The sequence below is a fragment of the Siphonobacter aquaeclarae genome (assembly GCF_900103285.1).
In the GTDB taxonomy this organism is placed as follows: domain Bacteria; phylum Bacteroidota; class Bacteroidia; order Cytophagales; family Spirosomataceae; genus Siphonobacter; species Siphonobacter aquaeclarae.
This window is the reverse complement of sequence record NZ_FNGS01000002.1, coordinates 461,306-485,905: the sequence shown is the minus strand read 5'-3', so window position 1 is coordinate 485,905 and position 24,600 is coordinate 461,306. Positions and strand designations below refer to the sequence as shown.

Annotated in this window: 21 protein-coding genes; 9 read left to right on the top strand and 12 right to left on the bottom strand. The window is 54.2% G+C overall.

Going from position 1 to position 24,600, the window contains the following annotated elements; translation table 11 throughout:
* Positions 1 to 133: 133 nt before the first annotated feature.
* The gene (locus tag BLR09_RS05585; RefSeq protein ID WP_093198859.1) at positions 134 to 1,831 is read right to left on the bottom strand and encodes a helix-hairpin-helix domain-containing protein; all 1,698 of its coding nucleotides are present in this window, start codon (positions 1,829 to 1,831) and stop codon (positions 134 to 136) included.
* A gap of 189 nt (positions 1,832 to 2,020) precedes the next feature.
* On the bottom strand, positions 2,021 to 3,166 hold the full coding sequence (locus BLR09_RS05580) for an acyl-CoA dehydrogenase family protein (protein ID WP_093198856.1): 1,146 nt from the start codon (positions 3,164 to 3,166) through the stop codon (positions 2,021 to 2,023).
* A 356-nt stretch (positions 3,167 to 3,522) separates the two neighbouring features.
* Here BLR09_RS05580 and BLR09_RS05575 point away from each other — a divergent pair, with 356 nt between their 5' ends.
* The gene (locus tag BLR09_RS05575; RefSeq protein ID WP_093198853.1) at positions 3,523 to 4,839 is read left to right on the top strand and encodes a UDP-glucose dehydrogenase family protein; all 1,317 of its coding nucleotides are present in this window, start codon (positions 3,523 to 3,525) and stop codon (positions 4,837 to 4,839) included.
* Between the two features lie 53 nt (positions 4,840 to 4,892).
* Positions 4,893 to 5,903, top strand: a complete 1,011-nt coding sequence (locus BLR09_RS05570; RefSeq protein ID WP_093198849.1) for a UDP-glucuronic acid decarboxylase family protein — start codon at positions 4,893 to 4,895, stop codon at positions 5,901 to 5,903.
* A 39-nt stretch (positions 5,904 to 5,942) separates the two neighbouring features.
* Here BLR09_RS05570 and BLR09_RS05565 read toward each other — a convergent pair whose 3' ends face one another.
* From BLR09_RS05565 to BLR09_RS05555, 3 genes are all read right to left on the bottom strand, one after another.
* The gene (locus BLR09_RS05565) at positions 5,943 to 7,217 is read right to left on the bottom strand and encodes a hypothetical protein (protein ID WP_093198847.1); all 1,275 of its coding nucleotides are present in this window, start codon (positions 7,215 to 7,217) and stop codon (positions 5,943 to 5,945) included.
* Between the two features lie 287 nt (positions 7,218 to 7,504).
* Positions 7,505 to 8,080 (bottom strand): DNA polymerase III subunit psi, encoded by a 576-nt coding sequence (locus tag BLR09_RS05560; protein ID WP_093198845.1) that lies wholly within the window; start codon positions 8,078 to 8,080, stop codon positions 7,505 to 7,507.
* A 17-nt stretch (positions 8,081 to 8,097) separates the two neighbouring features.
* A complete protein-coding gene (locus tag BLR09_RS05555) occupies positions 8,098 to 9,108 on the bottom strand; it encodes a DUF3500 domain-containing protein (RefSeq protein WP_093198842.1) in 1,011 nt (336 codons plus the stop codon).
* 144 nt (positions 9,109 to 9,252) lie between these two features.
* On the opposite strand from BLR09_RS05555, the gene BLR09_RS05550 reads away from it, so the two are divergent.
* The 6 genes from BLR09_RS05550 to BLR09_RS05525 all read left to right on the top strand — a co-directional run bounded on the left by BLR09_RS05550 (position 9,253) and on the right by BLR09_RS05525 (position 16,123).
* On the top strand, positions 9,253 to 10,290 hold the full coding sequence (locus BLR09_RS05550) for an agmatine deiminase family protein (protein ID WP_093198840.1): 1,038 nt from the start codon (positions 9,253 to 9,255) through the stop codon (positions 10,288 to 10,290).
* Positions 10,287 to 10,628, top strand: coding sequence for an avidin-fold protein (locus tag BLR09_RS05545; protein WP_093198837.1), 342 nt, complete (start codon positions 10,287 to 10,289; stop codon positions 10,626 to 10,628). The genes BLR09_RS05550 and BLR09_RS05545 overlap by 4 nt, the downstream gene beginning before the upstream one ends.
* The gene (locus BLR09_RS05540; RefSeq protein ID WP_093198834.1) at positions 10,625 to 11,275 is read left to right on the top strand and encodes a putative periplasmic lipoprotein; all 651 of its coding nucleotides are present in this window, start codon (positions 10,625 to 10,627) and stop codon (positions 11,273 to 11,275) included. Before BLR09_RS05545 ends, BLR09_RS05540 begins: the two co-directional genes overlap by 4 nt.
* A gap of 185 nt (positions 11,276 to 11,460) precedes the next feature.
* Positions 11,461 to 13,650 carry a peptidylprolyl isomerase gene (locus BLR09_RS05535; protein ID WP_218126612.1) on the top strand — a complete coding sequence of 730 codons (2,190 nt, stop codon included), beginning with the start codon at positions 11,461 to 11,463 and terminating at the stop codon, positions 13,648 to 13,650.
* Positions 13,651 to 13,750: 100 nt separating this feature from the next.
* Positions 13,751 to 15,100 carry a peptidylprolyl isomerase gene (locus BLR09_RS05530; RefSeq protein WP_093198829.1) on the top strand — a complete coding sequence of 450 codons (1,350 nt, stop codon included), beginning with the start codon at positions 13,751 to 13,753 and terminating at the stop codon, positions 15,098 to 15,100.
* A 60-nt stretch (positions 15,101 to 15,160) separates the two neighbouring features.
* Complete coding sequence (locus BLR09_RS05525; RefSeq protein ID WP_093198826.1) at positions 15,161 to 16,123, top strand: AAA family ATPase; 963 nt, start codon at positions 15,161 to 15,163, stop codon at positions 16,121 to 16,123.
* Positions 16,124 to 16,175: 52 nt separating this feature from the next.
* Here BLR09_RS05525 and BLR09_RS05520 read toward each other — a convergent pair whose 3' ends face one another.
* From BLR09_RS05520 to BLR09_RS05495, 6 genes are all read right to left on the bottom strand, one after another.
* A complete protein-coding gene (locus BLR09_RS05520) occupies positions 16,176 to 17,189 on the bottom strand; it encodes an NYN domain-containing protein (protein ID WP_093198824.1) in 1,014 nt (337 codons plus the stop codon).
* Positions 17,190 to 17,369: 180 nt separating this feature from the next.
* Complete coding sequence (locus BLR09_RS05515; protein ID WP_093198821.1) at positions 17,370 to 17,969, bottom strand: nucleotidyltransferase family protein; 600 nt, start codon at positions 17,967 to 17,969, stop codon at positions 17,370 to 17,372.
* A complete protein-coding gene (truA, locus tag BLR09_RS05510; protein WP_093198819.1) occupies positions 17,957 to 18,721 on the bottom strand; it encodes a tRNA pseudouridine(38-40) synthase TruA in 765 nt (254 codons plus the stop codon). The genes BLR09_RS05515 and truA overlap by 13 nt, the downstream gene beginning before the upstream one ends.
* A gap of 15 nt (positions 18,722 to 18,736) precedes the next feature.
* Positions 18,737 to 19,450: a DUF2490 domain-containing protein gene (locus BLR09_RS05505; protein ID WP_093198817.1), complete on the bottom strand. Its 714-nt coding sequence runs from the start codon at positions 19,448 to 19,450 to the stop codon at positions 18,737 to 18,739.
* Positions 19,447 to 20,169: a hypothetical protein gene (locus tag BLR09_RS05500; protein ID WP_093198814.1), complete on the bottom strand. Its 723-nt coding sequence runs from the start codon at positions 20,167 to 20,169 to the stop codon at positions 19,447 to 19,449. The genes BLR09_RS05505 and BLR09_RS05500 overlap by 4 nt, the downstream gene beginning before the upstream one ends.
* 230 nt (positions 20,170 to 20,399) lie before the next feature.
* Positions 20,400 to 20,594 carry a cold-shock protein gene (locus BLR09_RS05495; RefSeq protein WP_093199677.1) on the bottom strand — a complete coding sequence of 65 codons (195 nt, stop codon included), beginning with the start codon at positions 20,592 to 20,594 and terminating at the stop codon, positions 20,400 to 20,402.
* A 222-nt stretch (positions 20,595 to 20,816) separates the two neighbouring features.
* On the opposite strand from BLR09_RS05495, the gene BLR09_RS05490 reads away from it, so the two are divergent.
* Positions 20,817 to 21,731 carry a sugar phosphate isomerase/epimerase family protein gene (locus tag BLR09_RS05490; RefSeq protein ID WP_093198813.1) on the top strand — a complete coding sequence of 305 codons (915 nt, stop codon included), beginning with the start codon at positions 20,817 to 20,819 and terminating at the stop codon, positions 21,729 to 21,731.
* Positions 21,732 to 21,893: 162 nt separating this feature from the next.
* Here BLR09_RS05490 and BLR09_RS05485 read toward each other — a convergent pair whose 3' ends face one another.
* Complete coding sequence (locus tag BLR09_RS05485) at positions 21,894 to 24,461, bottom strand: TonB-dependent receptor (protein WP_093199674.1); 2,568 nt, start codon at positions 24,459 to 24,461, stop codon at positions 21,894 to 21,896.
* Positions 24,462 to 24,600 lie beyond the last annotated feature (139 nt).

The window sequence follows — 24,600 nt, the reverse complement described above, 5'->3', positions numbered from 1 at the left end:
TTTCGGAGTGAAGTATGACCGGCTTTCTGCCGGTCCGTACAGGAGCAACCCGGATCGGATCCGGATCGTTCGCGGTGCAAAATAAATGCCTGCCCACCCCTTTTCGGAGCGGGCAGGCAGGAAGTTTTTTGAATCAAAGCCCTCTGCGGCGGCGGAGGTAGGCGTCCATATCAGCGGCGCCGAGGGCATTGAACGTCATCGGAACGGTCAGGCCGCCTTTGCGGGCCACGGCTACGCCGTAGTGCATATCGAGGTATCCGTCCATTTCGTGGGCGTCCGGATTGATGGAAATCAGAACGCCTTTTTCGAGCGCATAGGGAATCCAGCGCCAGTCGACATCGAGCCGGTATGGACTGGCATTCAACTCCAGCACAACGCCATTGGCTGCACATGCGTCGATCAGGTAGGTATGGTTGACCGGATAGCCGGGGCGCGAGAGGAGCAGGCGCCCGGTCGGGTGACCGAGAATCGTCGTATACGGATTTTCGACAGCCCGGATCAGCCGCTGCATCGCTTTTTCTTCCGTCATCGTCAGGTTGGAGTGTACGGAGGCAACGATAAACTCGAAAGAGGCCAGTACATCGTCCGGGTAATCCAGCGATCCATCGCTCAAAATATCTGATTCTATTCCTCTGAAAATACGGAAGTTAAGTCCTTCTGCTACAAATTTCTGGTTGAGCTGATCAATTTCCTTATGCTGGTCGAGGATCTGTTCTTCGGAAAGCCCGCGTGCATAGAAAGCCGTCTTGGAATGGTCCGCGATACCCAGGTATTCCAGTCCGAGGGCAGCGGCAGCCCGGGCCATTTGCTCGAGCGTATGCTGGCCGTCGGACCAGGTGGAGTGGTTATGGACCGTCCCGCGGAGGGCTTCCCAGGTAATCAGGTCGGGCCGCCGCCGCGGCGATTCCGGTTCAAACTCATCCCCGCCTTCCCGCAATTCAGGAGAAAGGTAGGGCAGGCCCAGCTTCGCGTAAATGGCCTCTTCGCTGTCGAACGGCTCTTTTGACGCCACACGCAGCAATGTCGTATTCTCGACGACGTGATTGAGGTGAGCTTCCGATGCCGAGCGAATCAATACCTGATTGGCAAAAAGTGCCGGTTGTGTGACCGTCACTTCCACCGGAATATGCTTATCGGTAAACCGCCCGCGCCAGGTAAACGGCGTAGAGGCTTTTTCATCCTGTTGAAGAAAGTCCTGCGCATTGAGGTAGCGCTGCACAGCCAGGGGGTCTTCGGCGCCGACGACAAGCTGTATCTCGTCAACAACCTCCATTTTTCGGCGTACATCTCCCGTAATTTCCACCTGAAACTGCTTTTCGAGCGTATCATACAACACTTCCGCCAGCGCCTGGGCCTTGTCCATACGCAGTTTGGAGGAGTTGGTCTGAAGGAAGAGCAGGTTAGTCCGAATGGTCTCCTGCGTTTTTTCGCCGAAACCTTTGAGCTTGGCGATTTCGCCGTTTTCGCAGGCCAGCATGAGCTCCCGGGTATCCGTGATACCCAGTTCCTGCCAGATAACCCGGATCTTTTTCGGACCGATGCCTTTAATCCGGAACATCTCCAGAATACCTTCCGGTGTTTTGGAAAGCAGTTCGGTGAGTTCTTTCGAAGTACCTGTCGTCCGGATTTCGTCTATTTTCGAGGCAATACTCTTGCCCACTCCCGGCTGCAAAGACAGCTCCGCCAGGGTAAGGGAGGAGAGGTCGGCGGTCGATTTATCGAGGTTAAAAACCGCCGTCGAATAGCCGCGGATTTTGAAGTCATTTTCTCCGTGGAGCTCCAGCAGCTTGGCTGTCAGCTCCAGCAATTCTACGATCGCTTCGTTGGTCACGGGTCGTTTGGTTTTTGGGGGGAAAGATACGGGGAAAAGGGCTTTAAGCAGTAAGCAAGAGGCTATAAGCTGTAGGCAGTATGCTATAGGCTCCTGGCAATAGGCTGTACACGACACAAATCGGGACGATATTCTAAAGCCTATAGCTTACAGCTTACAGCCTACAGCCTACAGCCTACTGCTTACAGCCTATTTCAATATCTGCCTCGAAATCACCAGTTTCTGAATTTCGCTGGTACCTTCTCCGATGGTGCAGAGCTTGCAGTCGCGGTAGTATTTCTCAACGGGGTAGTCTTTCGTAAAACCATATCCCCCGAAAATCTGCACGGCTTCGTTGGCAACGCGCACCGACACCTCCGATGCATATAGCTTCGCCATTGCCGATGCTTTGGTGACAGGAAGGTTCTGATCTTTCAGCGCCGCGGCGTGAAAGGTAAGGAGGCGCGCTGCTTCGATTTCCGTTGCCATATCTGCCAGTTTGAAGCCTATAGCCTGAAAATCAGCGATCTTCTTTCCGAATTGCTCCCGCTGCTGGGCATACGCGAGAGCATGCTCGTATGCGCCGATCGCGGTACCGAGGCTGAGGGCTGCGATCGAAATGCGGCCGCCGTCGAGTACCTTGAGCGACTGAACGAAGCCTTCGCCCACTTCTCCGAGCCGATGCGTATCCGGAATACGGCAGTCCTGAAAAAGCATTTCCGCCGTTTCAGACGCCCGCATGCCGAGTTTGTCTTCCTTGCGTCCGCCGGAAAAGCCGGGCGTATCCCGCTCGACGACAAAAGCAGTGGAGTGGTGGCGGTCGCCCGCCGTACCCGTACGCGCAATGACAACGGCGACGTCGCCGCTTTTTCCATGCGTAATAAAGTTCTTGGCGCCGTTTAGTACCCAATGGTCTCCGTCCCGAATGGCGACGGTCCGCATGTTACCGGCGTCTGATCCTGTATTGGGTTCAGTCAGGCCCCAGGCGCCGAGCCATTCCCCGGAAGCGAGTTTCGGGAGAAACGTATTCTTCTGCCATTCGTTTCCGAACAACAGAATATGGTTGGTGCAGAGGGAGTTATGCGCCGCCATGGATAAGCCGATAGACGGGTCCACGCGCGACAATTCGACGATGGCCGTCACATACTCGGCATAGCCGAAGCCGGCGCCGCCGTATTGCTCCGGTACCAGCACGCCCATCACACCCAGTTCGCCGAGACGATGAAAAAGGTCTTTCGGGAAAAACTGCGCGTCGTCCCACTCCCGTACGTGTGGCTGTATGTTCCGAACGGCGAAATCCCGGACGGAGGCAGCAATCAGGTCACAGTTGGCCTGTGTGTCGGTTGATAAAAGCATTTCTTCAGCTGTTGATGAATGAGAACCTGCCGGTTTTACCGACCGGTTTTCGTAAAGGAGGGTATTTTTCTCTATAAAACAAATTATAAGACTATCTGAAAAAGGAATAGTTCAATTTTTGAGAAAGACGAAGCAGACGCCCCGCTACCTGTTTACCGTCGGAATAGGCTTCGTCCGGCAGAACGTATCGGTGATTACGGCGCAAAAACCACCTCAAACTGCTCTTTGGCGGCCGTTTAGTCAAAATCAGGCTCCGGAAGGCGGCATTTACCGAAATACTCTATTTTTGTGCCACTTATTTAGAAAGTGCAAAATCCACCCAGTTGATTTAATCTGTTCAACGAACTGTCATACATATGAAATTAGCCGTAGTAGGAACGGGCTATGTAGGTCTGGTAACGGGGACCTGTTTTGCAGAAACGGGCAACCAGGTCACTTGTATCGATATCGACGCGCGCAAGGTCGAGAAAATGAAAAGCGGGATTATTCCCATTTATGAACCGGGTCTGGAAGAGCTGTTTCTGCGTAACTCCGCGGAAGGACGCCTGCAATTCACGACCTCCCTGGCAGAAGGAATCGAAGGCGCCGAAGTCATCTTCCTGGCCCTGCCGACGCCTCCGGGCGAAGACGGTTCAGCCGACCTGAAATACATCCTCGGCGTCGCCAAAGACCTCGGACCGCTGCTGAAGCATTATGCGGTCGTCATCGACAAATCAACGGTACCTGTCGGAACCGCTGAGAAAGTCCGGGAAGCCATCGCAGCCAATGCAACTGTCGATTTCGACGTCATTTCCAACCCGGAATTTCTCCGGGAGGGCGTCGCGGTGGAAGATTTCATGAAGCCGGACCGCGTCGTCATCGGAACGAGCTCCGACAAGGCCCGCGCAATGATGAATAAGCTTTATGCGCCGCTGGTCCGTCAGGGGAACCCCATTATTTTCATGGATGAACGTTCGGCAGAAATGACCAAATATGCCGCCAACGCGTTCCTGGCCGTGAAAATTACCTTTATGAATGAAATCGCGAACCTGTGCGAGCGGGTTGGCGCGAATGTAGACGATATCCGCCGCGGGATCGGGACCGACAGCCGGATCGGCAAGCGGTTCCTCTTTGCAGGGATCGGGTACGGTGGCTCCTGCTTCCCGAAAGACGTTCAGGCATTGCACAAGACGTCAGAAGATTACGCATACGACTTCGCCATTCTCAAGTCGGTGATGACGGTCAACGAAGACCAGAAGACCAAGCTGATTCCGCACGTGGAAAGTTATTTCGGGGGCGACCTCAAAGGCAAAACCATCGCGGTATGGGGGCTGGCCTTCAAGCCTTACACCGATGATATCCGCGAAGCGCCCGCGTTGTACAACATCCGTGAGCTGCTGGCCCGTGGCGCTTCTGTCAAAGCCTATGATCCGGAAGCGATGGAAAACGTGGCCAACCTTTCCGATATCGGACCGAAGGTGACATTCACCAAGGATGCCTACTCGGCCCTGGTCGACGCCGACGCCCTGATGATCATGACGGAATGGCCGCAATTCCGTACTCCGGAATTCGAAAAAATCGAAACCCGTCTGAAAAATAAAGTGATCTTTGACGGACGGAACGTCTACGAACTCGACGATATGCGCGAACGGGGATATACCTATATCTCTGTCGGTCGTGAGAAAATAAACTAACAGACGTCAGCGGGGAGCACTTCCCCGCTGATTCTTTATCTTCTACTTTCTGTATGAAACGAGTCTTAATCACCGGTGCGGCCGGTTTTCTGGGATCCCATTTGTGTGACCGGTTTATCAAGGAGGGCTGCTACGTCATCGGGATGGATAACCTGATCACGGGTGACCTGAAGAATATCGAGCACCTGCGTTCCCTGCCGACGTTCGAATTCATCCACCACGATGTCTCCAAGTACATCGATATTTCCGGTGACCTCGACTATATCCTTCATTTTGCCAGTCCGGCCAGCCCGATTGATTACCTCAAAATCCCGATTCAGACGCTGAAAGTAGGGTCCCTCGGTACGCACAACTGCCTGGGGCTGGCGAAAGCCAAAGGCGCCCGGATTCTGGTAGCGTCGACGTCGGAAGTATACGGCGATCCCCTGGTTCACCCGCAGACGGAAGACTACTGGGGCCACGTCAACCCGATCGGTCCCCGCGGCGTATATGACGAAGCGAAGCGTTTCCAGGAAGCCATTACCATGGCCTACCACCGCTACCACGGCGTCGAGACCCGCATCGTCCGGATCTTCAATACCTATGGTCCCCGGATGCGGTTGAACGACGGCCGCGTACTGCCGGCATTTATCGGTCAGGCGATTCGCGGAGAAGACCTGACGGTATTCGGCGACGGTTCCCAAACCCGCTCGTTCTGCTATGTAGACGACCTGGTGGAAGGTATTTACCGCCTGTTGAAGAGCGACTATGCCGAGCCGGTCAACATCGGTAACCCCGTTGAAATCACCATCAAGCAGTTCGGGGAAGAGATCATCAAGCTCACGGGAACTACCCAGCAACTGATCTTCAAGCCCCTGCCGCAGGACGATCCGAAGCAGCGCCGTCCGGATATCACCCGTGCCCGCGAGATTCTCAAATGGGAGCCGCAGATCGCCCGGGAAGAAGGTCTCCGGCGCACGTACGAGTACTTCAAATCCCTGCCGGAAGAAGAACTTTACAAAGCAGCCAACTACCGGTTTGGTACTCCTTATGAGAAAGGTAGCCACACGGTCAGCAATAACTAGCAACCAAAAAGCCCGTCGAAATCCGACGGGCTTTTTTGATTAATGGGACTCTCCGTTGACTTTCGGCTCGGTATGATGTCCGTTGGTTTTGATGCCGTTCCGCGACTGCTTCCACTCGTCTTCGTCCATCTGGCTGCGGGCGTGCTCGCCTTTGGAGAAACCGTCGTTGAAAGCCGCGATACGCCGGTTGATTTCCGCCACCTTGCATTCTTCTTCCAGTTTGCGGATGATTTCCCGGAGGTCTTTCCGCCGCTGGTCGAGATCGGCGAGGGGCGTCAGCGTTTCGAGTTTGTTTTCAAGCGTTTCCTTGCGGATCTGATGCTCGGTCATGCCCTGCTCCGTTTCAGAAAGGGCCTGCAACTGACCGGCACGCAGCTTTTTCAGCCGTTTCAGCCGTGGACCAGCCTGCAGCCACCGGAACCAGAAGCCTTGTAGTACCGGGAACGAAATCCCGAGACAAACGGCGCCGGCAACGGCAAACAGCACGCCGCTCAGTACAAACGACGCGAGGGCAAACGGGCTCGTCACCAGCCCCTGATTCAGGACGTCTACCTGCTGGAGCTGCTTCTCTACCTGCTGGATAGCAGCCGAGGAGTTGGGGTCGGACTGCTGGAGCTGAAGGTTTTTGACGTTCTGGGTAATGGCTTGCTTGAGCTTGTCAGTCCGGTAGGCTTCGTACCGGAACCAGCCCAGAATAAAGAGCGTCAGTATCGAGAAAACAGCCAGGGTTAGTTTGAAAACGGCATATAGTTTCCGGCTCGACTCCTGATTCTGCAGATACGGACCTTCAATCAGCCGGTCGTAAACCGGCTTCAGCAGAATCGATACCATCGCCAGACCTACCGCAAAAAACCAGGCTTCGGTGGTATTCCGGATATTGAGGGCATAGGCGACGATTTCGTGGGAAATAATCAGGTCACCGGCCACAAACGAAAGCCCCGCCACGAAGTACAGCAACCCGGCAAAAAGGGAGTATTTGGGAGCAGCTTTGCGGTAGCGGTCTTCCAGTTCTTCTATTTCGGCTTCGGTCTCCTGTACCTGCCTGTCCTGCCGGCCGACTTCTTTCTGAATAGCGTCCAGTTTTCCGACATGCTGCTGAAGGGCGCCATACGTCTGGAGCTGCTCTTCACGCGTTTGCCGGAAATCCTGGTCGGCCTCCTTCAACTCTTCCCGGTAGTCGGTGATGAGGTGACGAAGGCGGTCGTAACTAACCACGCTCGATAAGTAACCTTCGTATATTTCGGGATTTGCCCGGTCCATTCCGCTGGAATAGCCGTGGTGGTAGTCCGGGTCCTGTTGCTCGTTTTTTTCCATCCGATTCGTATTGGTAAATAAGACAAAGCGGCATTGGCTGTTTCCGGCCGGAAACGGTATGAATGCCTGATTAGTGAAGTAGAAATGTTTCGAAGGATGGAAGCTGTATTCGGGTGAAAGCTCGTGAATAGGCCGTGCGACGGGAGGCCTGAATAAAGTGTTTCAACGGAAAGGCGGCGATAAATGTCCTGACACCCGATACTAACGTAAAAACGGGCGGTTTCGTCGGTACAAGACAGGTGGAAAATTGAAAAAATAACAAAAAACGCCTGATAGTCAGAATCGTATCAGATCGTAAACAACTGCTTCAGTACCCTCCAGAGGGCTTTTTTCTTGTCTTTATCAGCCTGGATATCCTGCAGCGGATCGACGAGCAAAAACTGAACCCCTTCCACCTGCCGGGCCTGATACGGCATGAGAAAGATCTGAAGACCGACCTTCTTCAGCGGCACGCCGAACGACAACAGGTGATGCAGATACTGGTCGTTGAGCAACTCCTTGTAGCGCAGGCCTGCCACCTTGGCCAGGTCGAGCAACTCCACCGAATCCAGCGAAAGATTGACAGCCTTGAGGATGTTTTCGAGGAGGGTCAGGTCTTCCGCCGACGGATTATCCACCAGAATCAGTACCTGATGCCTGAAGGCCGCAGGCAGGGGCTCAGCGACAGGCGTCGCCGGAATCGGATCGGGTACAGGAGCGGCAACAGGAGCCTCCGCAACCGGCTCTTCTACCGGCTGTTCAGCAGCAACTACCGGAGCGGCAGCCGCCGGTACAGGAATTTCCGGAGAAACGTCATCAGGTTCAGGAATCAGGAATACCTGTTCACCGGCAAAAAGCTGTTGCAGAAAAGCAGAGTCACGCATGCTGCAAAAATAAGGCATCAATGGCCCGGGTGCTCCTGCCGGTAGTGTTTTTGCAATACATCTTCTCCGAAATCATTGCTGAGATCACGGACGACGGTATGAATATGGTTGGCGTTGTTCTGCGTGCAGTCATATTCAACCAGCACCGCTGCGTTTTGAAGGCGGTAGTAATGCCCTTCGCCCCATTTACGGCCGCCGGCCCAGGCAAACCGCAGGTGATCGAGCCCGGCTTTTTCAATTTTCTCCATGAATTCCCGGGAAAAACCCAGCGGGTAATTCCGGACATATTGCCCGAGAAGCCGGAGGTACAGCTGCTGTTGCGCTTTCGTCAGTTCGGCAAACAGAATACCTTCTTCTTTTTGCAACAAGGCTTTCCGGGAATTGCCGGTCAGGATGTCATGCGGCGCCCGATCGGAGACAATTGCCTTTTTCTGCTGTTCAGGTGTAAGCGATTCCAATAACTGAAAGCCGAGTTCAGCTTCTGCTTGGAGAATCATCTTTCCTTCATCGGCTCCCTTTGGAATCCGTGCCGGATTGGACCCGAAAAAGGTAGGAGTGCCGGAAACGACCTTCCCGTTGACCGACGAGAAATGGAGAGAAAGATGGTGCCCTTCGATTCGCCAGGCCCAGGCGCCGGCAGCGGCAGGTGTTCCGAAAAAACTGAAATAGTACTTCCCCGGATCGCGGTAATGATCGTCCGGCCCTCGGTTTTCCAGTTCTTTCAACAGGATTTCCAGTTGAATAATAGCCAGGGCTTTCTGTGAACCCTCCTCGCTGAGCGACGCCCGGAGAAGGTCCAGCGCAGCCTGGTGCTGCGCCGCCGTCAGTTCCTTGAGCGGAAGCCCTTTCCGGTCGATCGGCACGAAAAACCAGTTGTAGCGCTCGGCGTCGTCAAACGAAAAACTTGCTTTGGCGCGTTGCGAAGCATCCAGCGCGGTGATAAACCGGTTCGCTGCCTGCCACGGCGCCTGTGCCAGGGCTGTGCAACAGCAGCAGCACACCGACAGAAGGAGGAGGTATCGTTTCATGAGGATAGAGGAAAGTGGGAGGTAAGTTAGCGAAAGAAGGACGGAAAATCCGGTGCGGGCCAACCGGAAGTTCCCGGCGGAGGGTGCTATCTTTGCGGCGCGGGCGGCGAAGCCGCCCGCGCCGCATTCCGATATTGACGTACCATGACTCCCAAAGAACAAGGTTTTTTCTTTCCGCCTGAATGGCACCCGCACCGCGCGACCTGGCTGACCTTTCCCCATAACGATCATTCCTGGCAGGATGACAAGCTCGACCGCATGCGCCCGCAGTACCTTCAGTTTATCAAAGCGATTTCCGAAGGAGAGCTTGTTTGCCTCAATGTGAATGATATTCGGCTGAAAGCCAGGGTATTGCAATGGTTGTCAGAAGCGGGAGTGGACCTCGATCGTATTCGCATCGTCATCAACCCGACCAACGACGCCTGGTGCCGCGACCACGGCCCGGCTTTTCTGATCAACCCCGCTACCGGCGAGCGGATGATCGTCAACTGGGAATACAATGCCTGGGGAGGGAAGTATCCGCCGTACGGCGACGATGATTTCCTGCCCGTTGCCATCGCACAATACCTCAACCTGCCGCACGTATCTCCGGGTATCGTCATGGAAGGCGGATCAGTGGAATTCAACGGCGCCGGTACCGTGCTGACGTCGAAGTCCTGCCTGCTGAATCCCAATCGCAACCCGCACCTCAACCAGGCGCAGATCGAGCGGTACCTGTGTGATTTCTATGGAATGGACCAGGTACTCTGGGTAGAAGGCGGAATTGTGGGAGACGATACCGATGGCCATATCGACGATACCACCCGGTTTGTCAACGAAGATACCGTCGTCGCCTGTGTCGAAGAAGACCCGTCCGACGAAAACCACACCATCCTTCAGACCAACCTGCAGATGCTGAAAGAAATGCGGTTGCTGAACGGCAAACAGCTCAATATCATTGAGTTGCCGATGCCAAAGCCGGTGTATATCAATGACTTCCGTACACCGGGCAGCTACGCCAACTTCCTCATCTGTAACGCCGGGGTAATTGTTCCGGTGTTCAATAATCCGAACGACGACCGCGCTATCGGTATTCTGGAGCAGGCCTTCCCCGGACGGAAGGTTATCCCCCTGCTCGCAGACGAAATTATCTGGGGTCAGGGAAGCTTCCACTGCCTCAGCCAACAGGAGCCGCTCGTATGAGTGCCTTTGACTACCATAGACGACGGTTTCGGGCCGTCGTCAACTCCGATTCCGGTGAAGTAAGCGGAGAAACCATCTTTCAGTACTTCCAGGAAGGGGATCTGCTGTGGGCGGAGTATGCCGGCGGCGCTATCCGGAAAGGAAACATCATCGGCCGGGTTTCGCCGGAAGGGGTTATTACGATGCACTATCAACACGTCAATACCGGCGGAGAAATCCGTTCCGGTAGTTGTGTGTCTGTACCGGAACGACTGCCGTCGGGCCTGATCCGTCTCCACGAAAGCTGGCAGTGGACGGGCGGCGAGGCAGGTACTTCCGTGATCGAAGAAATAGTATGAGAAAGCTGTTGTTCTGTGTTCTGCTGGCAGGCCTTCTCCCGGGTTGTAAGACGGCCAAAGTCGCGCCTCCCCGAGACCGCGTGCTGGTTCTGGCGCCCACCGAACTGAATGCCGTTTCCATCCAGGAAAGCCTGACCCGGTACGACGAGCTGATGATGGCCTGGTCTGTCAGCGTACTCAACAGTAAAAACCAGCTGGTTTCAACCGCGCATGCGGCCTGGGGCGTGCAGAAGACGCGGAAGGGAGACCGCTTTGCCGATTTTCAGCCGGTGAAGGTAGTCGTACCGCCGGAGTCGAAAATCGTGGCAACGGCCGTACTCATGGAGATAGAAGACTACAGCAAAGCGCAGCGGCTTGTCGGTCAGATCCGGAAATATACCGGAATGGCGGGAAGTGCGGCCGCCCTGCTCGAAGCGACTGAAGTGACAAACCCCCTCGGCTACCTGGTTATGTCTCTGCAAGCGGCAGGTATTGCGCTGGATCATTCGGACAAACTGGATCCGGATGACGTGCTTGGTACCTGGAACCTCGACCGCCGGGATTCGGAGCTGGTGCGCGGAACGGTCAACATACCGGTTCGTTTCCAGAAGTCGGCCCGGTTCAATCGCTACCGGTATGACGTAAAATTCCGTATCTCCGTCGAGTAAGCGCCGGAAAGCCGCTTTCGAAAAAATGCATAATCCCTATCTTTGAGCAATAAATCCGCTCGCAAATCGGTTAAGCTCGGATGAATCCCAACTATTCAGATATGTATAAGTCGCTTCGGTGGGCTGCGTTTTCATTTTTTATTGCTTCAAGTGCCTTTGCCCAGAAACCTGATGATCCTGTGCTGATGACCATTGGGCCTAAAAAAGTAACGGCAGGCGAGTTTTTATACCATTTCCGGAAAAACCCGGTAGGTGCCGACAGCCTCAACGAATCGGCCGGCGTGCGGGATTACCTGCCGCTGTTTATCAACTACAAACTGAAAGTACTGGCCGGCGAAAGCCAGGGGATCGATACGACTGCCGCCTTCCGGGAAGAGCTGGCCGGCTACCGCAAGGTTTCGGCTCAGTCGTTCATGACCGACAAACAGGTGACCGAAGCTCTCGTCAAAGAGGCATACGACCGGTTGAAAGAAGAAATCAACGCGTCGCATATCCTTCTCGAAGTAGCTCCCAACGCTTCTCCGGACGATACGCTTCGGGTATACAACCAGGCAATGGGACTCCGGGACCGTCTTCTTAAAGGGGAGAAGTTCGAAGATCTCGCCAAAGAGTTTTCGAAAGACCCGTACGCTGCGCAAAACGGCGGGCAACTGGGCTGGTTTACAGCCCTTCAGATGGTCTATCCCTTCGAAACAACTGCCTATAAAACGAAGAAAGGGGAAATCTCCCTGCCGGTGCGTACCCGCTTCGGCTATCACCTCATCCGGGTGAACGATCGCCGTACCAGCCAGGGCAATATTCAGGTTGCGCATTTGTTTGTTCGCGTGGATCCCAACAGCTCCGAGGCGGATAAAATGACGGCCAAGACCAAAATAGAAGAAGCCTACGGCGAATTGCAGCGGGGCGTTTCCTTCGATCAGGTCGTGAAGCAGTTTTCGGAAGACGGCAGTACCCGGAACGCCGGCGGCGTGATGCAGCCTTTCGGAACCGGAAAAATGCTCCCGGCTTTTGAAGAAGCGGCGTTCGCGCTGAAAAAAGAAAACGCCTATTCCGCTCCGTTTCAGACCCAGTACGGCTGGCATATCCTGAAACTGGTCAAGCGTATTCCGACGCCGGATTACGAGGAAATGGCGGGTTATCTTCGTACCAAAGTGCAGTCTGACGACCGCTCCAATGTCAGCAAATCGGCTGTACTGCGCCGTATCAAGAAAGAAAACGGATTCGAGGAAAATACCACTGCCCTGAGCGCGGCGCTGGAAAAGGCGACACCTCAACTGGCTGAGGGAAAATGGCAGCCGGTACCCGATCCGAACCTGAACGGGCAACTGCTGTTCCGCATTAAGGATCAAGTTTACCGCGTGGAAGATTTCTTCCGGTATGTCGTGAAAAATCAGCGCCCGCAAGCCGGCGCCTCGCCGAAGGCACTGATGCAGAACCTCTATGCGGCTTATGCCGATGAACGTAACCTGGAATACGAGGAAGCGCATCTGGAGGAAAAGAACGAAGATTTCCGGAGCCTGATTCAGGAGTATCACGACGGTATCCTGCTGTTTCAGATGCTGGAAGAAAATGTACAGGCCAAATCGATTCAGGATACCACCGGCCAGCGCCAGTTTTACGAACGGAACAAACTGCAATATCAGTTGCCTCCCCGCGTTTTTGCCACAGTACTGGACGCCGCAAGCCGCCCCGTACTCGATCAGGCTCAGCGTATTCTGGCGAAAAAGCCCTACGTACTCAACCGGAAGTTTGCCGACCTGACGTTCCCGAAAGGCCAAACGCGCCTGACGGATGCCCAGCGGGAAAAGCTGTTTGACCTCATCGTGATCCTCAGTAAAAATGCGGATTATCAGGTCGAAATCAGCGGACATGCCGATGCCTCCGAAGCGGATAGCTGCTCGGCGGGCCGATTGAAAAGTGTCGTAAGTCATCTGGTGAAAAAGGGTAATATTTCGCCGGTGCGTATCATTGAAATTGATGAAAGCAAGTTCAAGCCGGCTTCACCGACGGACAAGGACAAAAACCGCCGGGTAACGTTCATGCTGTCGACCAATGCCCGCCAGGACGTTGTCCGCCAGTTCAACAGCGCGAAGCCCAATACCCTCGTCCTGCAGGAAGGATACTTCCAGAAGGGGGAAAACAAATACATCGACGCCGCCGCCTGGAAGGTAGGTAAACAGACCCTCGAAAAAGGCGGCCGTACCGTCCTGCTGGACATTCAGAAAGTAGACCCCGCACGGGTTAAAACCCTGGCAGAAGCCCGCGGACAGGTCATCAACGAATACCAGCTGTACCTCGAGAAAAACTGGGTAACCGACCTGAAAAACCGGTTCAAGGTCTCAGTCAATGAAGAAGAATTGAAAAAACTGAAGTAATTTTATGGTTTGGTCCGCCGTAATCAGGCCTTCCGGCATGGCAGATAGGACCGCTTTCCCCCTTTAACGGACGAATTGGCGTTGTTTTAATAAATCAAAAATGAAAAGATTCCTGGTGTTGTGGATGATGTGCCTGCCTTTCCTGGTCAATGCCCAGGTAAAACCGCAGATCATCGACGGGGTCGTCGCAAAAGTGGACAACCATTATATCCTTCGCTCTGACCTGGAGCAAATGTACCTGCAGTATCAGGCTGACAACCCGAAGAATGCTCCGAGCAAATGCCAGTGTCTCAATAGCTTGATTATCAATAAGGTAATGCTTGCCAAGGCGGAGATTGACTCGGTGACGGTGGAAGACCGGAACGTCGATTCCGAACTGGAGGGACGGATGGACCAGATGATCCAGATGTACGGATCGGAAAAGAACATCGTCGAGCAGTTTTCCAAGAGCATCGAACAGCTGAAGGCCGAACTTCGTACCGACGTCAAGAATAACCTGCTCGTCGGCGAAATGCAGCGGAAAATCACCAGCGAAGTCAAAATTACGCCTTCCGAAGTACGCCGGTTTTTTAACTCGTTTCCGAAAGACAGCCTTCCGTATTTCCCGTCGGAAGTGCAGGTCGGACACATCGTGCGCCTCGCCAAAGTAACGCGGGACGAGAAAGACAAGCTGCGCGAACGCCTTGGCGATTTCAAAAAGCGCGTGCTCGCCGGAGAGGATTTCGGCAAACTCGCCAGTACGTATTCGGAAGATATCGGTAGTGCCCAGAACGGCGGTTTGTACGTCAATGTCAAACGCGGGACGATGGTTCCGGAATTCGAAGGTGCGGTCTATCGCCTCAAACCCGGAGAAATCTCCGAGCCTGTAGAAAGCGAGCACGGCCTTCACCTCATCAAGCTGGAAGACATGAAGGGTGAGATTTACTCTGCCCGCCACATCCTGCTTCGCCCGGAATACAACCGTCTCGACCTGACCGAGCCGACGCATTTCCTCGACAGCCTTCGCTCGAAACTGGTGGCAGACAGCGCCCGCTTCGAAAAAATGGCGAAAGAATATTCAGAAGACAAAGCAACAGCTGACGTAGGCGGCTGGATTCAGGATCCGGAGTCCCGCTCGGTTCATCTCGCCATGGATGAAAGCATGGAGCCCGGTCTGTACTTCACCCTTGATTCGATGAAGGTCGGAACGTTTTCACAAGTGATGCCGTACCGGACCAACGACGGCAAGACCGGCGTCCGGATTCTCTACTACAAAGCAAAATTCCCTCCTCACTTTGCCAACCTTACCGACGACTACCTGAAGCTCCAGCGGATGGCACTCAACCGGAAAAAGAATACGGCGGTCGACAAGTGGTTTAAAAAGACGAAGTCGGAGGTCTTTATTCAGGTCCGGGACCCGAATTTAAAAACGGAATGTGCCGATGTCATCTCGGCGTATGAACAACAATGAGTATCTTGACGGGGACTTCGAAAGAAGTCCCTTTTTTTCTAACCTGTTTTATTCGTACGTATGGTCTATTCTTCCGATGTTGAAGGCGTGGAAGCGCTGAACGAAGCGTATAAGAAACTGCATAGTGAAATTACCAAGGTTGTGATCGGGCAGGACGAGGTAGTCCGCCTCCTGCTGACGGCCATTTTCTGCCAGGGGCACTGTCTTCTGGTAGGTGTGCCGGGCCTCGCAAAGACCCTTCTCATTCAAACCATGGCCGGGGCGCTGGACCTGAGCTTCAACCGGATCCAGTTTACGCCTGACCTGATGCCGTCGGATATCACGGGCTCGGAGACGCTCGATAATGACCGTAACTTCCGTTTCATCAAAGGCCCCGTTTTTGCCAATATTATCCTGGCAGACGAAATCAACCGGACGCCGCCCAAGACGCAATCGGCGCTGCTCGAAGCCATGCAGGAGTACGCGGTGACGATCGCCGGCCAGAAGTACTCCCTGAGCCGCCCGTTCTTCGTTCTGGCTACCCAAAACCCGATCGAACAGGAAGGTACCTACCCGCTGCCGGAAGCGCAGCTGGACCGGTTTATGTTCATGATTCAGCTGGACTATCCCCGCTTCGCCGACGAGCTGACAATTGTGAAGGCCACTACTTCCGATATTCGTTACGAAGTTCAGAAGCAGGTATCCGGCGAAGAAATTCAGTACTTCCAGCACCTGGTGCGGCGGGTACCGATTGCGGATAATGTGGTGGAATATGCCGTCCGCCTCGTGCACAAGACGCGTCCCGGTTCGGAACTGGCCGCGAAGGAAGCCAATGAGTTTCTGGAGTGGGGGGCAGGCCCGCGCGCTTCGCAAAACCTGATTCTCGCTGCGAAATGTAATGCGCTCTTTCACGGGAAGTTTTCCCCGGATATTGAAGATGTACAGGCTGTCGCCCTGCCGATTCTGCGCCACCGGATTGTCCGGAACTTCAAGGCAGAAGCAGAAGGCGTGACCCTGGAGGACCTGATCCGCAAGATTATCTGATCAGATTGGTCCTGAACGAAGAAAGGCGCCTTCCGGCGCCTTTCTTCGTTTATCAGAACTTGTATTCCTGATTGGTATCTGTTTCGAGAGCGGGAACAGGCGTGCGGGGCGCTTCGCCGTCTTCTTCCCAGAGCAACCGGACATTTTTGGCGATATAATCACCGCGGTCGTTGAGTGACAGCACAAATTCCACTTCATCTCCTTCCTGCAGTTCGTTGAAATCGGTATCCACGAGGCTGGTATAGTGGAAAAAGAGGTTATTGGGCGGATACTTGATGAATCCGTATCCGTTCTTGAGCGAATAGATAGTGCTGGCGATGGGCTCACCGGTATTTTCGACGTGAGGCGCGGTGGCGGGGCCGGTCGGCGCGGCACGTTCCACCCGCGGCGCAGCAGCCGGAGGAGCCGGAGGAATCACGAACAGTCCGTTGATCAGCGGGTCATTCCGACGGGAGCGGTCTTCGATAATGTTCTGCATATCAGCGTAATACGAGGCTTCCTCGAGCAGGTCCTGCGAAGTCCGCGTGACCATTTTCTGCCCGTCTTCCGTCGTATACTCAAAGTCCCAGCTCAGTACCATCACCTTCGTGCCGAGGGTATTGAGCTTCCGGACGAGGGGAACAAAATCACCGTCGGAAGCAATCAGTACAAGCACGTCGAACTTTTTGTGAAGCGCCATTTCATACGCTTCCAGTGCCAGCCATACGTCAATGCCTTTTTCGTACTTGTTGTTGAACGAAGTCCGGACGGGCAGGTAGTGCGTCGTGACGCCTTCGGCCATCAGCAGGTCGTCAAATACCCGGTCGTAAAACAACATATTGCCACGCTGGCTCGCTTCGATGGCATTGAGCCGTCCGCGGAAATAGTGGGCGTCAACGATCTGGCAGGAGCGGGTATCGATGCTCTGCTCTTCCGCGATAAGATGCTTGATAAACGTATGCAATCCGGAAACACTGATCCGGCTTTTACGGGCGTGGAAATAGTTGTAGTAGTTGCTTACGTGTAAGAAATAATTTCCGTCGTAAAATACCCCAACACGGGTAAGCGACGATCGTACATTAGTCATTTTGGTAGTAGTGAATGTTTATCGTTCGTATGACGTAGAAATAATCCCCTGGATAGAGCACAGGTATAAGCTAACGACGGGATAGGATAGGAAATAAAGCAGGTATTCAGGTGGATAGCCGGGTAACGCCCGGAATGCTATAGGCCTATTGAGGCGACTTATTTCTAGGTACGAGCGAAATTACAAACCAAAGCCTCTTTTTCCAAGCCGTATGAGGTCTTCCGGTGTATCGAGGTCCAATTTTCCCTGCGGGAACGGAATCCGTATCAGTTGTTCCGGATGCTCCTTGAGAAAAGCCTTGGCGCCGGTATCGCCGCGCAGCGCCAGCAGGTCGTCTCGGAAGGAGAGGGGCAGAACCAGCGGAGGCCCCCAGGCATCGCCATAATCAGATACTACGGGCTGAGCGGGCTGTTGCTTCCAGGTATCGAGCAATGTTTCCAGCAGCCCCGTCGAAACAGCCGGCTGATCGGTCAGGAGTACCAGCAGCGCGTCGGCATCACCGGCGACTTCGGTGGCCGTGCGAAGAGACGAAGCCATTCCTTCTTCCCAGTCGGGGTTATACTGAATACGGACGGCGAGGTCACGGACTTCCGCGCCCGTTTCCTCCGTACCGGCTCCGGTGATGACGACGGTTTCTGCCGAGATGCCGGACGACCGGACAGCCAGTGCCGTCTCCGCCATCCGGCGGATGAGTGTGCACCCTTCCCATTTCCACAATTGCTTGGGAAAGCCCATACGGGCTGAGCGGCCGGCCGCCAGCAAGACAATCACGACGCGCATACGGGTGGTGAAAAAGCGTTCTCGGGATACGTTACTTCCATCAGAAACAGGCCGTCGGGCGGTACGGCTCTGCCGGCTTTCCGCCGGTCTTTGGCAAGGATAATTTCTTCCAATTCGGCAAGAGAAAGCCGGTTTCTGCCCACTTCGAGCAACGTACCTACCAGCGCGCGGACCATGCCCCGCAGGAAGCGGTCTGCCCGGACGTGAAACACCAGCTCCGTACCTTCTTCTACCCACCGTGCTTCCGTAATCCGGCAGCGAAACGTTTTGACCTGGGTTTTGACGAGGCTGAAACTCTGGAAATCCTCGTGCTGCAGAAGGATCTTCCCTGCTTCGTTCATCGCTTCGATATCCAGCGGCATATCCAGCGGATAGACCATAGCCGGACGAAAAGGCGTTTTTCTCCGGGCAATGTGGTATTCATACTTGCGGGAGGTTGCCGTAAAACGGGCGTGTACCGTATCTGCTACCGGAAAAATCCGGTAGACGGCGATGCCCTGCGACAGGACGTGGTTGAGCTTGAAAAGGAGAAAGGGGATATCTTCAATCGGCGCTTCCCGGTCAAAATGCGCAAATTGCTGGGCTGCATGAACGCCGGTGTCGGTCCGCCCGGACCCGATGAGATTTATTGGTTCCCGTAACAAAAGCGAGAGGCCTTTTTCCAACTCTTCCTGCACCGAAACGGCGTTCGGCTGCCGTTGCCAGCCGTTGTATCCTGAGCCGTTGTAGGCCAGTTCGATCATGTACCGCATCCCGCAAAGGTAACGTCAATCGGCGTTGGACGGAATCACGATGCGGTCAACACTTCCCGGAATTTTGAAAAAGGCAGATAATACGATGTTATTCTTGGCATTCCACGCGCCGGTTCCGAGGTAATTGTATTGCCGGATGGCGCCGGCCTGTACCGTCCAGTTGTTGTTGATCTGATACCCTGCGCCGACGTAGAAGCGATTCCGTTCGAAGTGCGGCGTCTGGTTATTGAGAAAAATCTCATCGTAGGCAGAAATAAACCAGGTACCGGGCTTGAACTGCCGGGTATTAAGGGGAATGAGCATATTGAGCCGGTAGCGGAAGCGGTTCCGGTAGTCGCCGTTGAGCCAGCGCTGTTCGATACGATACCGGTGCTCAAATTTGATACGGTCGAGGAACTGGTTGAGTACCAGCTGCTCCCAGATCCGCCATTCGCCGACCTGCAGGTCGCTAAGGTCGTTCAGGTTGTAGGTGTGGTAGCGGCCACCGGCGACGGTCGCCGTCACGTTTTTGCCCAGTTCGTAGTGAACGCCGCCTTTCAATTCATAGTAAAAAAACTTGTTAAGTACCTGATTCTGGCGGGATTGCAGCTCCATGAATCCGCCCCAACCCTTGGCGTTGGCAACTTTCTGAACCGTCAGAATGGTCCAGCTACCCAACTTGGGGTCTTCCTGAGCAAATACGGAGAAGGAAAAGCAGAAACAGATCAGAAAGGGGAAGAACGATTTCATTTGCCCTGGCGAGCCTTAAATTTTTTGTAACAGTCTTTGACTTTTTGCATCAGATCATACTCCGAAGATCGGAGGATGAAATCATCGGGTATCGGGCAGAAGCGCATAAACTGCTCCAGCTCCAGGCCTTCCAGTTTGGTAATCTGGTGGACAAACTGCTCGTTATACCGGGTTTCGGCGAGTTTGTGTTTCCGGTCTTCCTGTTGAAACACTGCGAGTTTCCGCAGTCCTTTGGCGCGTTTGCTGAAGAGTTCGTAGAGAAGGGAAATAGGGGACTGCGCCATGTCTAGTACCTGGCCGGTCGACATATTTTTCTTGGCCGTCGGTTCTTTCAATACCGCTTCGATCTGGTTTTTGATTTCGGCTTCGGATTTGCCGGTTACTTCCACCTCGTTGAGCGTGGTACCTTCGGTCAGGAACGTAAACTGTTTGATGTTGACGATCAGGTCCCGGCCGGAAGAGTCGACCAGGGCTGTTGTTTCTTCGCAGCCGTTGCAGTTGATACGGATTCTGTCGCCGGGTTTGGCGAGCAGCAGAAAAGTTCCGGTTTTATTGGTGCGGGTGACGTCCTGGGTACGAAGGTTCCGCACGGTCGCCATGTTGATAGGCGCATGCGTGGAGTCGTTTTGGGCAACTCCCGTCAGGTAGCGTTCCTGTGCGAAAGCAGGGAGGATTCCAACGAGCAGAAAAAACGAAAGAAAGACTTTTCTGAACACCATTCGAAAACAATTCTGTTCGTAAAAGTACGCCTTTCCTTCGAAAAATGCCGACAGCTACGGGCATTAAGCCGTGTACTTGTGCTTCCGGCGGGGCTGTAGCCCGGCGGCAGGAAAGAACGAACGTTTCCGGAAGCCCGCTGAGGAGAAGTATCCACAGATAACGGCGCTTACAAAAACAAAAACACCCCGCGTCTGCTACAGAGCGGGGTGCTTTTATCAGCACGCGAAGATTAGATCTTCTTCACGTTAACGGCGTTCAAGCCACGCTTACCTTCGATGGTCTCGAACGAGACACGGTCGTCCTGCCGAATGGTGGCTGAACTCAGACCCGTCGCGTGCACGAAAATATCTTGCCCGGAAGCGTCATCCAGAATAAAGCCAAAACCTTTCGTTTCGTTGAAAAATTTTACAGTGCCTGTTTGCATTGTGAAAAAAAAGAACAGATAAAACAAAAACTCCTGTACATCAGGAAGTGACAAAGGTAAAAGTATTCTGCAGAGTTTTTCCATTCCGTCTGCGTATATCGAAAAAAAAACAGAAAAATTTACAAACGGCGGTCGTCAGACCGCTTTGTATTTTCTTTATGGCTTGAAAATGAAGCCCTTTCGCCGTCCCTGGCCGGACGGAAACCTCCAAACCTGATCACCATGTCAACACGCAGGGAAGCCTTAAAAAACCTGTTGGTAGTCGCCGGAGCTGCCGTATTGCCTATCCCGGCCCTCGCCCTTCCTTCCGGATCGTTTACCTATTGCCTCAACATGAGTACCCTCCGCGGGCATAAGCTCGGTTTCCGCAAGGAGCTCGAAACGGCGTCGAAGGCCGGTTTCCGGTCGGTTGAAATCTGGGTCGATACCCTCCAGGAATACGTAAAAAGCGGAAACTCAGTGGCTGACGCCCGCCGTTTGGCCGGCGACCTGGGCATTACCCTCGAGAATGCCATCGGGTTTGCGCCGTGGATTGTCCCGGATGCCGCCGCCCGCGCGAAGGGCGTCGAACAGCTGAAACAGGAAATGGAACTGCTCCACGGCGCGGGCTGCCGGCGCATCGCCACGCCTCCGGCCGGCGCGACTACCGGCGAACGGCTGGACCTCTACGAAGTCGCCGACCGCTACCACCACATCCTCGAACTGGGTATCCAGACGGGCGTAATCCCGCAGCTCGAACTATGGGGTTTCTCCAAAAATCTGAGCAAACTGGGAGAGGTGCTCTTCGTAGCAGCGCAAAGCGGCCTGCCGCAGGCCCGGATCCTGCTGGATGTCTACCACCTGTACAAAGGCGGTTCCGGAAATGCGACGCTGCCGCTGGCGGGTACCGCCGGCATTGAGATTTTTCATGTCAACGATTATCCGGGTACCATTCCGGTGGATAAAATCGGAGACGGCGACCGGGTGTATCCGGGCGATGGCGTCGCGCCGATCAAAGACATCCTCCGAACCATCCGGAAGGCAGATCATCCCATCGTCCTTTCTCTCGAAGTATTCAATAAAACCTATTGGGCGCAGGACGCGCTGGCGGTGGCCAAAACCGGCCTGGCGAAGTTGAAGGCGGTAACACCTGCCTGACAAATCCCCAATGTCTGTGTCTTCTGTGAAGTCTGTGAGAAAATGATTTTCGGGTTGATGCGAATATTTTTCTCACAGACTTCACAGAAGACACAGACAAAAAAAAGAAAGCGGCTGTCTCGAACCCTCGAGACAGCCGCTTTTTCATGGATTGGATAGAAATTACCGGGGCCGTGCTGTACCCGTGCTCGGTGTACCGCCGCCCTGCTGCTGGTTCATGCCGTCGCCGCCGGTTTTGACGTCGTCGTTATTGACGGACTTGCCCTTCTTCCGGGGCGCATCCATCGTCATTTTTCCAATCTTGTAGGTGAACGTCAGACGTACACCCCGCATGAAGATATAGATATCGCTGACCTGTGTAAACTGCGGAGACGAATTCTGGGTATGCATATGGAAGTTCTTCGTCAGGAAGTTCTCTCCGGCCAGACCGATGCTGCCTTTCTTGTTCTTGAAGTCCTTCTTGACGCCGGCCGAATAGAATCCGAAGCCGCCCCGACGGCCCTGGAGCTGTACCTGCGAACCCTGCAAGAAGGCAAAGCCCTGCGCACCCCAGCCGTTTTTGAAGGTGAACTGCGTAAAGAACCCGCCGCTGACGTTGAGGCCGGAGTTGCTGACATCCTGCGAAATACCGCCACCGATCGGCGCCTTGCCCTTCAGCTGCGAATACAGGAAGTTGGAGAAAATCCCGATGTTGATCTTGGACGAAACGGCCAGGTTTCCAAAGATGTTGCTCCCCAGCGCGTGCTCGCTGCCGATGTTCTGGTAGGTCGTAATCAGACCGCCGGCGAGGGTATCGGACGATTGAACCACCTGCGTAATCATGTTGTCGGTTTTCCGGCCGAAGAACGTCGCATTCAGGAAGAACTTCTTGATGGTACGGCTGGCGCCGAGTTCGATGTTGTCGGTCAGTTCGGGGCGCAGCAGCGGATTACCGATGCTGATATTCTGCGGGTTAGCCGCGTTGATGTTCGGGTTCAGCTGCTGGATACCCGGACGCTGGATGCGGCGGTTATACCCGAGTTTCAGCATAGTACCCTTGATACTTTTCGACAGGTTGACACTCGGTACCAGGTTACCGTAATTCGGAATATGGATCTCGCCGCCCTCACGGGTACTTGCGCTGATGGAGGTATGCTCGTACCTGGCGCCGGCTTTCAGGGTATACCGGGATTTGGTCGTATAGGTATAGGAGGTATACCCGCCGACTACGTTCTGGTCATAGTCCAACGCGCCGGAAGGTTGCTTCGGATCCTGCGTGAGCGGATCGCCGGCGTTGGCGTAGAGGTAGTCGTAATTGCTGGATACTTTCCGCATGATCCCTTTCGCGCCGAACTCAATAAGCTGGTTTTTCCGAATCGGCGTCTGGTAGTCCGTCTGCAGCGTCGCTTCCTGGTTGTTGCTGTGGTTGATGTTTTTCTGACGGTTCAGGATGGCATCCACGGCGCTTTTGTCGTTGGCGTCGTAGTTGTTGGTCAGGTCGTTCCGGCTGTACATGGTCGAGATACTCCATTCCTGCTGGGGTTTTTTGTAGGTATGGAGGTAGTCGACGTTGACGTCTACCGTTCCCGACAGGTTTTTCGTATCGATATCCCGGAACAGCGTACCGGTCTTATTGCCGTTGACAAACGACTGAATATCATAGTCCTGCGTATTCAGCATATTCCGGACACCGTAGCGTACGCCGGCGGTAAGCGACTGGTTTTTAGCCATATCATAGTCAAACCCCAGGTTGTAGTTCCCGAACTGCCCGCTGTTTTTACCGGTACCGTTCTGGATGGTACGGCTGGTGTTGCCATTCGGGCCGAAATTGGTCTGGTCATTGAAGACATCCACCTTCAGGTTGTAGTTCGCCCGGCCAAAACCGCCCAGCGAGAAGCCCATCTTACCCTTGCGGTAGCTGCCGTTGAGCGAAAGGTTGGAGCCGCGGTTGCCCACGCCGGCGTCTACATTCAGGCTCAAACCCTGTAGGGTATTCTTCTTGGTAATGATGTTGATGATCCCGCCTGAACCTTCGGCGTCATACTTAGCTGAAGGAGAGGTAATGACCTCGACGCTCTTGATCATGTCTGCCGGGATCTGCTTGAGCGCATCGGCAACGCTTCCGGCGACGATCGTACTGGGTTTATTGTTGATCAATACACGGATATTGCTGCTTCCGCGGAGGGATACGTTACCCTGGAGATCGACCGACAGCATCGGCACCTTCCGGAGTACGTCGGAGGCATCGCCGCCCTTGGCCGTAATATCCTTTTCGGCGTTGTAGACGAGGCGGTCTACTTTTTCTTCGATGAGGTCTTTCTGGCCGGTGACGGTTACTTCTTCCAGCGTTTTGGCTTTGGACGAAAGTTTGACGACACCCAGGTCGATGTCTTTGCCCTTTTCAACCTTGATACCGTCGACCGTTTTGTTTTCGTATCCGATAAAGGTGAAGAGCAGCTTGTAATCGCCGGCGAGTACTTTGTTGAGGGTAAACTTGCCTTTGTCGTCGGCCACAGCCCCGTCTACGGGTTTGTTGGTGGTTTTGCTGACCAGCGCTACGCTCGCGAACTCAACGGCCTTGGTCATGGCAGAGTCAACCACGAAGCCGGTGATTTTGGAATTTCCTTTCGGCGTGTTGTCATCCGCCGTGCCGGGGATGGCCTTTCGCTGGGGCGCTGTCGATATCGGAAACTGGGCAGAAGCCAGTTGTACCGATAAAAGACCAACGCAGATCAGTAGAAATTTTTTCATGGCGTGTTTCAGATGGTAAGGGTGTTGATTCATGTAAGGTGATGGAAAGCCCGTCGTATTAAAAACGCATCAAAAGTAGAGGCGGGAGGCATACCTGTAAGCAGGAAAAGGAGCAGAGGCGGTTTTGTCAGATGTGTGG